We start from the raw sequence: 13,717 nt of genomic DNA on the forward strand, positions 1-13,717 counted from the left end.
GAGAGATGGGTTATAGTAGCATATTTAACCATATAGATTTTATTCTGGGGAATAAGTTTTACTCCGTTTGTAAAACAAAAGAGGCCGACTAAACATTATTTAGCCGACCTCAAACAACACTACTTAACTTAAAATCTGAAATATTAAAAATAAGTGGAAAGCCCTAAACTAAATCCGCCTGTCTTTGCAGCTGGATTATCGTGTACGTCCGTCTGATGTTGAATTCGATAATTGAGTCGGAATACGGTTTGTTGCGAGGGTCTAAAACTAACAGCAGGCATTGCGCTCCACAAATGGTCCCCGATATCATAACCGGTTTCTTCAAAAGTGCCTACGTTCCAGTCTACGTATTCTAATCTGCATCCTAGGTTAAGGGAGGCATTCTCCCAGCCTAACATTTTTTTACTGACTATAGGTTGCACTATGTCCAAAAATCCACCGTGTTGTTTGTTGCCATATTGCGGGGTATAGTTGTTGGGAACATCCACCTTTATCCAGGCCCATTCACCGGTTATAAAGGTCTTCCATTTTGGTAGGGTGTGGTTGTAATCTAAGGCAAAAACGGTGAGTCTTCTTTTTTCATCTACCTCTTCGCCATCGTCTTCAAAAGTGTTGTAGATGCCACCCATATAAGAGAGTCCGATTTCCCCGAAATTAGTATGGCGTACTGCAATCTTAGCTGTGGTTAAGGGGGTACCACTAGCGCTTTCCTCAAATCTTGAAAAGTTGGCCTTTGATGCGGGCAAATAGGTTTTGTTTTGGTCATTATCTATTACCGTATTGTCAAAACCACCAGTGAGATAAAGCTCGTATCCCATCATCCAATCCGCTTTGTATGTTTTACCAAACAGTCCAAATCCGGCTGTACTCCAAGTAGCGGGGAGCATTTGGGTGGCAGAAATAGGCCTATCCGTAAATTCCCATTTAGGGCCATCGTGATTTTGGTTAAAAGCACCTATCGGATTCATAATTATCCCTCCGCGTAGGTTGAGTAGCGGATGAAATTCTACATCCAAGGAGGCAAATTCAATGACAATTTCATTACCTCCTTCTTCAAATTCGATTTCACTCATAAACTTTAGTTTTTTACCAATGGAAGAGGACAGAAAGAGCGTCATCCGTCTCATTTGAAATTCGTGTCCTTCTGTAATCCCTTCGGTACCCATGTATTGCCAATTGGCTTCCATATAACCACCTACAGAAACGGGGGATATGCTTAAATTTAAAAAGGGACGATCGTAAACTGCGTCCATATTTAATCCCTTTTCGGTAGAATCTTTTTTGGTGTGCTGTAAAAGGGTTGCGTCTATTTGGGCTTGGACTATCCCAGTCATGGATAAAAGTACTAGGGTAATTATTTTTTTCATCTGATAATATATATAGTGACCATTTCTACTTAAATTAAATTCCACATGAAATTCTAAAGTAACAGTCGAGTTTAGTGGGGTTTATTTTGTTAATGCTCTACTGACTTTAGGGAAACGTGAATACTATCTTGTGAAATACGTACAGGGAATGATCGTAAGGCATCCGTAGCAGGACCATTGGTTACATTTCCTTTGTTATCAAATTCGCTTCCATGCGCAGCACATACCAACTTATCTCCGTAAGCATTAAGCTCATTTCCCTGATGAGTGCACTGGAGGTAAAGGGCATTAAATTCATCTAAGGAGAATCGAAACAGCGCAATTGGGAACTGAAGTTTAGAATTGTTTACTACGATATAGTTATAATGGCCATCCTTCTTTGCAAAGTCAGATTTTGGAATAACCAGCTCATCTCCTTTTATATTGGCTGTAATATTTTTAGTTGGCACACAACTTTGTAGGAATACACCAATTGAGGTAGCCCCTAGGCAAGCAAGTCCGCATGTTTTAATAAATTCTTTTCTTCGCATAATTATAAGGATTCTAAAAATTTTAAAAGATCATTTTTTTCGGATTGATCTAACCTTACATATTGGTTCTTGCTATTTTCTGCCTCTCCTCCGTGCTGTAGAATGGCTTCTTCAATACTTCTTGCTCTACCGTCGTGCATAAGGTAGTACTGGCCACCTTGAGAATCTGGAGAAAGTCCCAGCCCCCATAGCGGGGCGGTGCGCCATTCTGAGGTAAGGGCACCGCCTTCAGTATATCCATCGTCTAATTCTGGTCCCATATCGTGCAGCAATAGATCAGTATAGGGATAAAAGGTGTTATAGGATAAGGCTTCTATAGGGGCATATCCGGTTTTCATTTCTGGAAGGTGACAAGAGGCACACTGTATTTGTGAGAAGACATTTTTTCCGTTTTTCACTTGTGGATCATCTTGGTTGCGAGGAACGGGTGCTTTTAAGGTTTCCAGGTAAAAAACAACATCCCTAATAGTTTGTTTAGAGATCTCTGGGTCTACAGCCAAACCGGAATAAGTGTCTATAGGATCGAAGAGGGAGGTGATTCCCATATCTTGATTGTAGGCATCCACCGTTTGCTCCAAAAGATTGTATACTGAAGCTTTTTTGCCAAAACGATGTATGTATTTTCCATTTCTTGTAATGGCATCAGGAGAGGGAATGATAAAATCCCTTAAATAATCCCAATTGGGTACTCCAGATATCCCATCACCGTCTAAATCGTCGGGGTCGGCAAGTGCAAGAATATCTGCATCGGTAACATACTGTAGAAATCCCAATCCAGTAACTGCTGGAGGGGTAAAAACAGAATGAGTAGCACCTTCTGGTATAGTTTCCGGAGTATATCCTGGTAGAGCGCGATTTTGTAATTGGGGTCCTCCTAAATGCAGGAACTTATTACCAGTAGAATCTACTTGCCCAAAACGGGTTAGGGAAGTGGAGGGTAATCCTTTTCCGTCTCCAGCATGGCAACTAACGCAACTGGTAGCTACAAATAAGGGTCCAAGACCATTCTTGGAATGAAAAAGCTCATCGTTAAAAGCTACATCTCCACTAATGAATTGTGTTGTTTGGGCATGATTTAAACCCTCCATTGGGCCATCTAATAATTCTGACTCTATAGGTTCTGAAGAAAGAAAATCTTCACATGACACTATTAATGACCCGATTAAAATCAGGTTTAGGATTGTAAATATTGATTTTATCATAACTCTTAATAAATAATTAGATATGCAAATATATTAAGTTAGGGATACCTAACAAATTAATTTTGAAATATTTCTATCTTTACAAGAAACTATTGTAATGCCATCACAAGCAACGGAGAATTATCTAAAGGCCCTTTATTATTTATACTCTAAAAATCCAGAGATTTCCCTAACGGAATTGGGACAGCGGTTAGAGGTTAGCAAGCCTACTGTAAATGAGATGATTAAGAGGTTAGAGAAACAAGGTTGGGTTACTTATGAAAGGTATAAGCCCATTTCTCTTACCGAGGAAGGAAAAAAAGCAGCTGCTTTGGTTATCAGAAAACACCGTTTATCTGAAATGTTCTTATCAGAAATTATGGGGTTTGGATGGGAAGAAGTACATCAAATAGCCGAACAAATAGAGCATTTAAAATCCGATATTTTCTTTGATAGAATGAATGAGATGTTAGGTTTCCCTACCAGTGATCCACACGGCTCGCCAATACCAGATAGGGAAGGAAATTTTATAGTGAACAATTATAAAATACTTTCTCAAATTGCAGAGGGTAAAACCGTGGAGTTAAAAGCCTTGCGAAGTAGTGATAAAGAATTTCTAATGTATTTGAATAAGAAGGAAATCCGCTTGGGATCCGTAATCACCGTGAATAACATTGAAAAATTTGATAAAAGCATGACTGTCTCTTATGGGAAGCAAACAAATGTAATTCTTAGTCAGCCTGTTGCAGCAAAACTCTTAGTAGATCTAATCTCATAGTTTTGTTATAGTGCCAAATATGACTCTTCTACTGCACTTTTAGAAAAGGTCATGTTTTAACTTGGGAACTACCGCATACCATTATCTATAATCAGTTGGCAGCTTACCGTGATGTTTTTTAAAGGCGGCAGAAAAATGGGTAGCATATTTATAACCTAAACTTTCAGCAATATCCGTAATCTTACGGTCCGATTCTTTTAGGAGGTTTTTTGCCTTTTCCATTTTGTATTCCCTAAGGTAAGCCATTACGGAATTACCAAAGTGTGCTTTAAAATGGACTTTCAGGTGATACTCATTAGTTCCCACTGCTGTTGCCAATTCTTTAAGGCTGGGTGTTTCGGAAAGATTGGCCAACAATAATTTCTTGGCTTGGGCCATCTGTTTCGCGATTCGTTTATCTTCAGTCTGGTTTTCCGGTACAGATAAGGCCGTAAAATTGTTCCATTCACTACTATATAATAATAAAAGTTCCATAACTTTTATTTCGATGTAGTGTTCCAAAAAGCAACCAGTATACTTTTTGTATGCTAGCTCCTCTACAATTTGCCGCATTCTATAGTCAATTGGAAATGAGCTGTTGTTAAATGATTTTATTGTTGCAGAAGGGGAGTGGTGCGCAAAGGATAAGATATTTTCAAAGTAAGCTTTCTCCGGACTGATGGCACTATTATGGATATTAATAATAAATGCTTCTATAGCATCTTCAGATAAGGCAGTTAGCTGAATCTGCCCACAAGCGTATTTTACTAACTGTACCGTATTGGGAAGGATATCTAGAAATGCACCCCTACCATCAGAAATCCTCAGGGATCCTTTCAAACCCATAAAAAGTTGAATATAATCCTCCCTACATTCAATAGTTGTGATTTTATTTAAATTTCCTGACTTTCTACAATTACAATAATAAATACGGTCCGATAAAAACTCGTGCCCCGTTAAACTATCACTATCGAGGTCTCTAAATTTTGGGTGGGCTTGTCTGTCTTTACCATTTTTTACAATAAATCCTTTGTCGTCACCACGGTAGTCATTCAATAGACTATTGAATTGCATTACTACAGGTATTCCCTTTTTCGTCATTGATACTCCCTTTTTCGTCATTCTAATTGAACCGACAACAATATTTTTGTCGCATCAAAATTAAGCTTTTTTAGACTAAATCTAAATAACAAACAGTACTATGAAAAAATATTTACTTCAATTTTTAATTTTAATCAGTGTAACAATTGCACACGCACAAAAAATACATGTTAACGGTTTGGTTCTGGATGCGTATAACGATATGCCCTTACCAGGAGCCACCGTACAATCCCTAAACGGAGCATCTTCTACGGTGACCGATTTTGATGGGAAATTTAGAATGTATGCTTTGCCCGGACAATCCTTGGTGGTGCGATATTTAGGATTTAAGGAGCAAGTTTTTACTGTACCCACCGATGAGTCTTTAATTACTATTGTTCTAGAAGAAGATGTAACTCAACTATTGGGAGTTGAAGTTACTGGGGCCTTGGGAATAACCAGGTCCGCTAAGGAATTGGGGTCTTCTTCCCAAATAGTGATGTCGGAGGATCTGAATCAAGGTAGGGCGGTTAATCCTATTTTTGGCTTGGCAAGTAAAGTCGCCGGACTCCGTATTAACCGGTATGATAGCAAGGTAGATCCCGCTGCCCAGATTGTGCTTAGGGGAACGCGTTCACTACAACGGGGTAGGGGCATAGATGGAAGGTCTAATAATGAGCCTATATATGTTGTAGATGGCGTACCCATCCCGAGTATTGGTAGACTTAATCCTAATGATATAGAGAGTATTACAGTTTTAAAAGGAGCTAATGCTGCGGCACTTTATGGGTCAGAGGGAGTGAATGGTGCCATAATGATAATTACCAAGACAGGAAAAACAGGTAAGGGGGTAATTTCCTATTCCAACACCACTACTTTTTCGGATGTTTATTTCTTGCCTGAGGCTCAAACCACATATGGACCAGGTTTTAATGGAGTATACAGTCCAACCACCTTTGAGTCTTGGGGACCAGCCTTTGATGGTTCTTTAAAGCCATTTGGCAATCCCTTACCCAATGGTAACCAACCTATGGTGACCTATTCTGCGCCGCCATCGGATAACAGATTAAATTTATTTGATACCGGTGTTCATGTTCAGAATGATATTTCCTTTTCGGGAGGAGATGATATCAGTACATATTTTCTAAGTGCACAGCATGTTAAACAAACCGGTGTTATCCCAAAGGATGAAAATAACAGAACCAACCTTCGATTTAATGGTACTCGAAACTTTGGAAAATTACGCACGGCCTACAGTATTAATTTTATACAAAATAAAAAAGATATTACTCCAGATGGTCCATGGATAAGTGCCTACCGATATCCCGCTAATTTTGACTATAGTTTAATTAAGGATTGGGAAAGCCCAAATTCCCCTGGAAATCCCAACAATTATTTTATCCCTAATGGAGGATGGTACAGGAATCCTTATTTCCTTATAGATAATATCCGTAATCAAAGTGCCCAACAGGTATTAAATGGAAAAATTGAATTGAATTATGATTTGGCTCCTTGGGCAGAAGTCATGTACAGAGCCGGATTCTATAGCAATACGGACGAAATTCGAAATTACACCCGAAAATTTGAAGCAGAAGGCACTCGGAATACCCTTGGTTCTGTAGATGATGGCAGCCTATTCTATCGCAGATTTAACAGTGACCTTGTTTTAAATTTAAAGAAAGAGATTGGGGATTTCGATACGCGATTATTACTTGGTCATAACCTTCGTACCGATTATCGAAAGAGCCAGAATATTTCGGCCAGTAACCTGTTATATTCCGATATTATAAACCCAGAGAGTCGCGCTGGGGAATTGGGAGGCGGGTCTTCCATCACAGAGCAGCGTTCGTTTGGTGTATATGGGGAATGGGTTACGGGATATAAAGATTACGCCTACATTACTTTTACTGGGAGAAACGATTGGAATTCTACCTTGAGTAGAGCCCAACGGTCTTACTTTTATCCAGGGGTGAGTGCGTCCTTTATCGTGTCTGAAGCCATTCCTTCTTTGCGAAATTCTGGAAAATTATCTTTTGCCAAGATATACGGATCGTGGAACAGGACCGGAAATGTTACGTTGGTCCCCTATCAACTTAACAATGCCTACTCTCAATCCAATGGATTTCCTTTTGGAAATAACGTCGGATTTTTGCCCAGTCTTACAAATCCCAACCCAGATATAGAACCGGAATTTGTTACCTCCTATGAGGTGGGGATGCAGTTGGGGCTGTTTGATCAACAGGTAAAATTGGAGGCTACCTATGTGTATTCAGATTCTGATGGTCAGATTTCCAATGCAAATGTTTCCAGTGCTACTGGTTATAATGCCATGCTCGTTAATTCGGGTCGCATGACCAATAATATAATAGAATTGAGTGTTAGCGGAGATATTATAAAGAATAGTGATATAAATTGGAATCTTGGTGTTAATTATAGTTATACGAAGAATGTTGTAAAAGAACTTTATGGCGATTCCCCTTTTCGTCAGAATTTTAGACAGTCCTATGCCTTTGTGGGAGAACAGTTTCCCAGCTTGTGGGTAAGCGATTATCAGCGGGATCCCAATGGTAATGTGGTGGTAGATGGACAGACAGGAGATCCCATTATTGCAGTGGACAATACATTATTAGGGCCTATGGTACCTCCGCATATGCTAGGAATCAATTCTACATTCACGTACGGGAACCTTAGTTTGGGGCTACAGTTTGATGGACGTATGGGAGCTTGGTTCTATTCGGAAACCATTCCGTCTATGTTCGAATTTGGAACACATCCCCTTACCACAAAATATAATCGAGAACCATTTGTATGGCCTGGATCGGTAATAGAAATAGCTCCTGGCGAGTATGTTCAAAATACGGATTTAAACACCTCTAGTGGAGGAAAGGAATTTTGGTCCAGACAAGGGTCCGTACAACGCAATACAGCGGCTAAAGCAGACTTTTTTAAACTAAGGGAGGTTAACCTTAGTTATCGTTTGCCAGAATCTATTTTGGGCAATCAGGAGCTATTCCGGTCGGTCAGTTTAGGGGTAGTAGCGAGCAATCTGTTCGTTATTACCCACTCTAGTAACAACATTGGTGATCCAGAGTATCTGTATAATAGTACGGATGGATATTACAGTTTTAGACAAATTCCTCCAATGCGAAACATTGGTCTTACCCTAAACGTTCAGTTTTAATTTTAATACCATTTTATCATGCTAAAAAATAAATTTATTCTTACTACGCTTTACGTTGTTTCGGTAATTTTACTAGGGTCATGCGATTCTTACCTAGACGTAAACAGCAATCCAAACAAACCTACAAATGATAACCTGCCTTTGGAAGCTAAATTTCCAGCAGCCTTAGTTTCAACCGTTAATCAGGAGGTGGGCCAAATCAACAAGATAGGAGCCTTTTGGGGAGGTTATTGGGGAACCAATAACGATGGTGCCAATCTATATTATGATCTCAAAACATATAATGGCCCCGGCATCCGTAGTCAGAGGGATGGTATTCCTGTTTGGGAAAATGGATTTAACAATATCCTTTATTTTAAGTTGATAGAAGAAGAGGCTGCTGCAATTGGTGATGTGTTTTATACCGGTAGCGCCAAGATTATGCAGGGTTGGCTTTTCTTAAGGTTGGTAGATTTTTATAACAATATCCCTTTCGATCAAGCTGCAAGTGGCAATAATCACCTTAATCCAACGTATGAATCTGGACAGGAAGTCTACGAAAAAAGCATCAATTTAATAACGGATGGTATTTTGGATGTTAAGGCTTCTGACATGGTTCCTTCTATGAATCATGGAGATGTGCTTTTTGGTGGTAACAAAGATCTTTGGGCCAAATTTGGAAATACTATAAAGCTGAGGGCGCTGATTAGGCAAAGTGAGAAGGTAGATCAGACCTACTTACAATCAGAAATTGAATCTATTACTAAGGAAGGGTCTGGATTTCTAGGGCCAAATGAACATGCCTTAGTGAATCCAGGTTATCTAAATACCGATGGGAAATTGAATCCCTTTTGGAATAACTACTATCGAGATGTTCAAGGGAACAGTACTGCCAATCATCAAAACCTAAGACCTACACTTTATCTGGTGGATAAAATGAAAAGTCGGGACGACCCTCGTTTGTCAAAAATTTATCAAGAGGTAAACGGTAAAATAAACGGAGTGATTTTCGGAAATCCCGATGCAGGAAAACCCGAATACTCAAGACAAAATACTTCTGCCCTTAAAGGTCCGCAAGAAAATAACGGGGAAGCAACTGGATTGCTACACGGAATTGACCAGGGAAGTGTGTTGATGACAGGTTTTGAATCCCAATTTTTACAAGCAGAAGCTGCTTACAGGGGGTGGATAGCGGGATCTATAACCACGTATTTCCAAAATGGAATCCGCTCATCCATGGATTACCTAAAAGTTGCAGAAACAGATGCCTTAGCCTATACAGAAACTCAATTGAGAAACTTCGAACAATCAGGAACTCCATTGCAATTGCTTATAGACCAAAAATGGCTAGCGCTAAACAGTGTTTCCAGTATTGAAGCTTGGAATGATTACCGAAGGTTAGGCTTACCCCATTTTCCTGGAACTGCCGCTTCTGGAGTTTCGGGACGACCACTTAGGTTAATGTATCCCGAGACCGAAAGAGGAACTAATAATGCACAGGTAGAACTGCAAGGGCTCGACTTGGTTACTGAGAACAAAATTTGGTGGATGCCCTAAAGCGAGGTCGGATTAATGCTACCGATAATATAAGTAAATAGGCTTTCTGTTTTATAAAATAAATATTTCATACCATTATGAAGAAACAAGTAAAAACAACTCGCTGGATCCGAATCAGGAAATTTTTAAATGATATACACCTTTGGGTCGGATTGATCAGTGGGTTAATTTTATTGGTTGTTTGTTTTACGGGAACATTATATGTTTATAATACGGAGATCAGGGAATGGAGTGCTCCACACCTTTATAAAGTAGCTGTTCCTAAAGAAAAAGAAGCGCTGCCCATTGAAACTATAATTCATAAAGGAAGGTGGGTACTTCAAGGAAATAGTACTGGAATAAAGATTTCTTCAGATCCTGCTCGCAGTCTTCAGATTATCACCAAAAAGGAGGGGGACAAAGGGCGTTTTGGAACTACTTATTTTTTTGATCCTTATACTGGGAATTTTCTTGGGGATAGTAAGGTAGATAACGCTGTGAACCGTTTTATGGGAAACATATTCAGTCTTCACCGTTGGTTACTATTGGATAAAATAGAAAAGCCTTTAATTACTGGTTTGGAAAACCGGACACTAGGTGGCTATATTACAGGTGCAGCCACCATATTATTCACCATTGGAGTCTTAACAGGTCTCGTTATATGGATTCCGCGAAAGGTAAAATACTGGGGACAGGGACTTAAAATAAAATTCAGGGGAAATTGGAAACGAATTAATCACGACTTGCACAATACGCTAGCATTTTATTCTGCTATTATTTTGTTTTTAATGGGAGTTACCGGACCGTTTTGGTCATTTCCATGGTACAGGGAGGTAATGCAGAAAAGTTTAGGTACTTATAAAGAACAACAAGTAAGTAAGACCTCAAGTAACTTAGAGAATAAAAGTAAGAAATTATTAATAGAGGATTCAGATGTATTACCTATCGCAGAATATTTATCCGTTGTGGACTCGCAATTGGATTATTCCGGGGATTACAGTATAAGTATGCCCGAAAAAGGAGGAACTGAGATTAGCATTAGTAAGAAGAAAATTGGATTTTTCTCACCAGCTGCCTCCGATAAGATAGTGCTGGATGTAAACACCAAGGAAATAAAGGAGTTGGAAGTCTTTACTGCCAAACCTTTTAATGAGAGGGTATCCAGCTCTATTAAAGCATTGCATATAGGTGATGTATATGGATCGTTTACTAAGCTTTTGTATTTCATATCTTGTCTTATTGCTACTAGTTTACCTATAACAGGTACACTGATCTGGATCAATAAAATGAAAAAAACAAAAAAGAAAAAGAAGTGAAATTCTTCATTAGCAACTAATTTTCAATGAATTATGGAATGTTAAAAAGTCTAGAAAACTATTTGGGGAAACATACAGTAGGATTACTTTATTGAAAGATTTAATTTGGCTCTCCTATAGAACGCTGATTTGTAACTGAACAAGATCACTGAAAACACAGTGTTAATTGTCTCTATTGCCAACATTAACTATTTTATTTTTTAATTATATTTACCCGATAATATTTCTGTTTTTCAATACATAATAAGATCTAGACAAACAATATCGTAACTCGATGAAAGAAATTCCTAACATTCTCCTTGCCGATGACGATCCAGATGATTGCATGTTTTTCAGGGAAGCTTTAGTGGAGTTGTCATTATCTGCCCAATTAACTTTCGTTAATGATGGGGAAAAGTTAATAGATTTACTTATAAACGGCACCACAGATCTACCTGACATCCTTTTCTTGGATTTAAATATGCCTATTAAAAACGGGGTTGAATGTCTAACAGAAATTAAAAGTATAGAAAAATTAAAAAGGATACCTGTGGTCATTATTTCCACCTCCTATGATTCCACAAGTGCGGATGAATTATATCGTTTAGGAGCAGCCTACTATATACAGAAACCAATCGGATTTTCGCAGCTCCAGGATCTAATTTTTCGGGCTATAAAGCTAGTTACAAATAAAAATATAACGAGGCCGGATAAAGTCGATTTTTTACTCAGCGAACAATAATTTAAGAATGATAATATGATTTTTCTTTACTGGCCCCTAACTTCGTTTTAGGTTATCTAGAAATGCTATTAACGGTAGTATTCGCTGGTTATTTTTCTTTTTTCTTTTTAATATGGAGAAATACATAAAAGCGAACATAGCAGCTGAAAGTACACTATGAATCATAATTCTCGAAAATAGCGATAATCCAGAGTGCTCCAAAATTGCTACATATCCAATATTGATACCCAGAATTAAAAGAAGAGTATAAAACCACATATATCTAGAGGTTATAAGCATTTGTTTTTTTAATTTATCAATAAGCTTTACAATATACTTCTGGTTACTTAACTCGGCCTCATTCTTAATGGCGCCAAACCTACTTTTATAAATCTGTATTAGTATCATAATCATCCCTAACCCAATTAACGAAACGGCTGTTAAATAGTAGGTATTAGAAAGGACCGGAAGTAAGAATAGTAATAGAATCAATGTCATTGGTAATGCAATGAGCAAAGCAATTCGCTCAGTTCTCCCTCTTTTTTCAATTTTGTTTAAATCTGCTATTAACTTAGTTATATCTAAGGGGCCCGATTTTTCTTCTTTCCAAAGATTTTTCCAATTTAATATTTCTGGGTCCATATCTATTTGAGTTTTTTGTTCAGTGACTTTTTAATTCGGTTTATTCTAACCCCCACATTGGAAGCTGTTAAGCCCGTTATAGTTGCAATCTCTTCATAACTGCAATCCTCTAACAACAATCCTATGATTATTCTATCTATTTCTTTAAGTGTAGCTATAGCTTTATAAAGCTTTGATATTTCTAGTTGATTATTGTGAGAATTGTCACTATCTTTCTCATAATGAGGGAGATGTTGGGGGTGGTTTGTTTCCCTTTGCTGTAATTTAGTTTTTCTATTGAGGGTTAAAAGAGCGGTATTTGTAGTAATGCGGTAAATCCAGGTTTTTATATTACTCTCCTTTCTAAAGCCTTCTAAATTATTCCATACTTTCATTAAAACCTCCTGAAACAAATCATCCGCATCTGGTTTATTTCCCATAAAGCCCAAACAAAGCCTATATATCTGATCCTTTGAGTCCTTATAGACCTGTTTAAAATATTGTTCTTTATTTTGCCCCATTGATAAACGACTTTATGTATTTTACAAACCACATTGGTTCATCCCACATGATAAAGTGTTTTGCTGTTTCGGCAATTTCTATCTTATAATCCTTCGCTTTAGAAAATTGGTTCTCATAGTTGTTTTTAACTAGCTCCTTTGTTATTCCATAGTTTTTAGCGCCGTACCAACTTCCAAATACAAGAATAGGTATTTTTACTTTCTCTATATCATCCCTTAAGTCGGTTATCATAAGTTCGTACATGGCTTGGGCAATAGTTTCGCGATCCGATTGTAAAGACCATTCTATGGCTGTTGAAATATTTTCAGAATCGGTGATCATTGTAGGAAGGGTAAGTTTTTGTTGTTGTATAAATAAACTATCGGAAATGGAAACAATCATTTCCCTAGTTTTATGTGCTTGTGGAAGAATAGGTTCGACATTCGTGTTGGGATTATATGCCGCAGCCATAAAAGGATAAGAGTCTACAATTACGATTTCTTTTAATAATGCAGGTTCAGAAATAGCTATTGAGAGGGATAGAAATCCGCCTAAACTATGTCCAATCAGAAGGGGTTTGGCCTTAAGTTCATTTTGGATATACCTGATAATTTCCTTTTCTCCAAAGGGTAAGTATCCTTTTTCAGGCGAAATGGGTTCCTGATTTGCAAATCCAGCTAAGGTCAGAATATGGTATTCATAATTTTCATCTAATAGGTCTGTAGTCTGTTCCCATACTTTTCCTAAAGATGCCAGTCCGGGAATTAAAATTACCGGATCCCCACTTCCTTTTATTTCCACATTAAAGGGATAGGGTACAGGTTGGGGGAATACTGAAGTTTGAATGAAAAGAGCACCTAATACAATTACTAATTTTTTCATTATAACTGTTTTATGTTTTTCCCTTTAGATTAGCAAAGTCTAGTTTTATTACACTTTTCAGAGTTATTTTTTAGGAGAGTATTTGG

12 protein-coding genes are annotated in these 13,717 nt (G+C 38.0%); 5 read left to right on the forward strand and 7 right to left on the reverse strand.

What is annotated here, in order from left to right:
* Positions 1-143: 143 nt before the first annotated feature.
* From G466_RS0115140 to G466_RS0115150, 3 genes are all read right to left on the reverse strand, one after another.
* Positions 144-1,367, reverse strand: coding sequence for a hypothetical protein (locus G466_RS0115140; protein WP_026814422.1), 1,224 nt, complete (start codon positions 1,365-1,367; stop codon positions 144-146).
* An 89-nt stretch (positions 1,368-1,456) separates the two neighbouring features.
* Positions 1,457-1,897 (reverse strand): Rieske (2Fe-2S) protein, encoded by a 441-nt coding sequence (locus G466_RS23250; protein WP_051315701.1) that lies wholly within the window; start codon positions 1,895-1,897, stop codon positions 1,457-1,459.
* 2 nt (positions 1,898-1,899) lie between these two features.
* Positions 1,900-3,099, reverse strand: coding sequence for a di-heme oxidoredictase family protein (locus G466_RS0115150; RefSeq protein ID WP_026814423.1), 1,200 nt, complete (start codon positions 3,097-3,099; stop codon positions 1,900-1,902).
* Between the two features lie 97 nt (positions 3,100-3,196).
* Here G466_RS0115150 and G466_RS0115155 point away from each other — a divergent pair, with 97 nt between their 5' ends.
* On the forward strand, positions 3,197-3,856 hold the full coding sequence (locus G466_RS0115155) for a metal-dependent transcriptional regulator (protein WP_026814424.1): 660 nt from the start codon (positions 3,197-3,199) through the stop codon (positions 3,854-3,856).
* Positions 3,857-3,937: 81 nt separating this feature from the next.
* Here G466_RS0115155 and G466_RS23255 read toward each other — a convergent pair whose 3' ends face one another.
* Positions 3,938-4,936: a helix-turn-helix domain-containing protein gene (locus G466_RS23255; protein ID WP_169720758.1), complete on the reverse strand. Its 999-nt coding sequence runs from the start codon at positions 4,934-4,936 to the stop codon at positions 3,938-3,940.
* Between the two features lie 100 nt (positions 4,937-5,036).
* On the opposite strand from G466_RS23255, the gene G466_RS0115165 reads away from it, so the two are divergent.
* The 4 genes from G466_RS0115165 (at position 5,037) to G466_RS0115180 (ending at position 11,648) form a co-directional block, all read left to right on the forward strand.
* Entirely contained in the window at positions 5,037-8,096 is a 3,060-nt protein-coding gene (locus tag G466_RS0115165) for a SusC/RagA family TonB-linked outer membrane protein (RefSeq protein ID WP_026814425.1), read from the forward strand.
* 18 nt (positions 8,097-8,114) lie between these two features.
* Positions 8,115-9,632, forward strand: a complete 1,518-nt coding sequence (locus G466_RS0115170; protein WP_051315703.1) for a SusD/RagB family nutrient-binding outer membrane lipoprotein — start codon at positions 8,115-8,117, stop codon at positions 9,630-9,632.
* A gap of 77 nt (positions 9,633-9,709) precedes the next feature.
* The gene (locus tag G466_RS0115175; RefSeq protein ID WP_026814427.1) at positions 9,710-10,927 is read left to right on the forward strand and encodes a PepSY-associated TM helix domain-containing protein; all 1,218 of its coding nucleotides are present in this window, start codon (positions 9,710-9,712) and stop codon (positions 10,925-10,927) included.
* A gap of 274 nt (positions 10,928-11,201) precedes the next feature.
* A complete protein-coding gene (locus tag G466_RS0115180) occupies positions 11,202-11,648 on the forward strand; it encodes a response regulator (RefSeq protein ID WP_026814428.1) in 447 nt (148 codons plus the stop codon).
* 36 nt (positions 11,649-11,684) lie between these two features.
* Here G466_RS0115180 and G466_RS0115185 read toward each other — a convergent pair whose 3' ends face one another.
* Genes G466_RS0115185 through G466_RS22225 form a run of 3 tightly spaced genes read right to left on the reverse strand, consistent with a single transcriptional unit; the run spans position 11,685 to position 13,631 of the window.
* Positions 11,685-12,269, reverse strand: a complete 585-nt coding sequence (locus G466_RS0115185) for a hypothetical protein (protein ID WP_026814429.1) — start codon at positions 12,267-12,269, stop codon at positions 11,685-11,687.
* A gap of 2 nt (positions 12,270-12,271) precedes the next feature.
* Positions 12,272-12,769 (reverse strand): RNA polymerase sigma factor, encoded by a 498-nt coding sequence (locus G466_RS0115190; protein WP_026814430.1) that lies wholly within the window; start codon positions 12,767-12,769, stop codon positions 12,272-12,274.
* Positions 12,756-13,631 carry an alpha/beta fold hydrolase gene (locus tag G466_RS22225; protein ID WP_051315704.1) on the reverse strand — a complete coding sequence of 292 codons (876 nt, stop codon included), beginning with the start codon at positions 13,629-13,631 and terminating at the stop codon, positions 12,756-12,758. The genes G466_RS0115190 and G466_RS22225 overlap by 14 nt, the downstream gene beginning before the upstream one ends.
* Positions 13,632-13,717: the final 86 nt, after the last annotated feature.

Origin of the sequence: Arenibacter certesii DSM 19833, from assembly GCF_000429545.1 — a bacterium.
Lineage (GTDB): Bacteria > Bacteroidota > Bacteroidia > Flavobacteriales > Flavobacteriaceae > Arenibacter > Arenibacter certesii.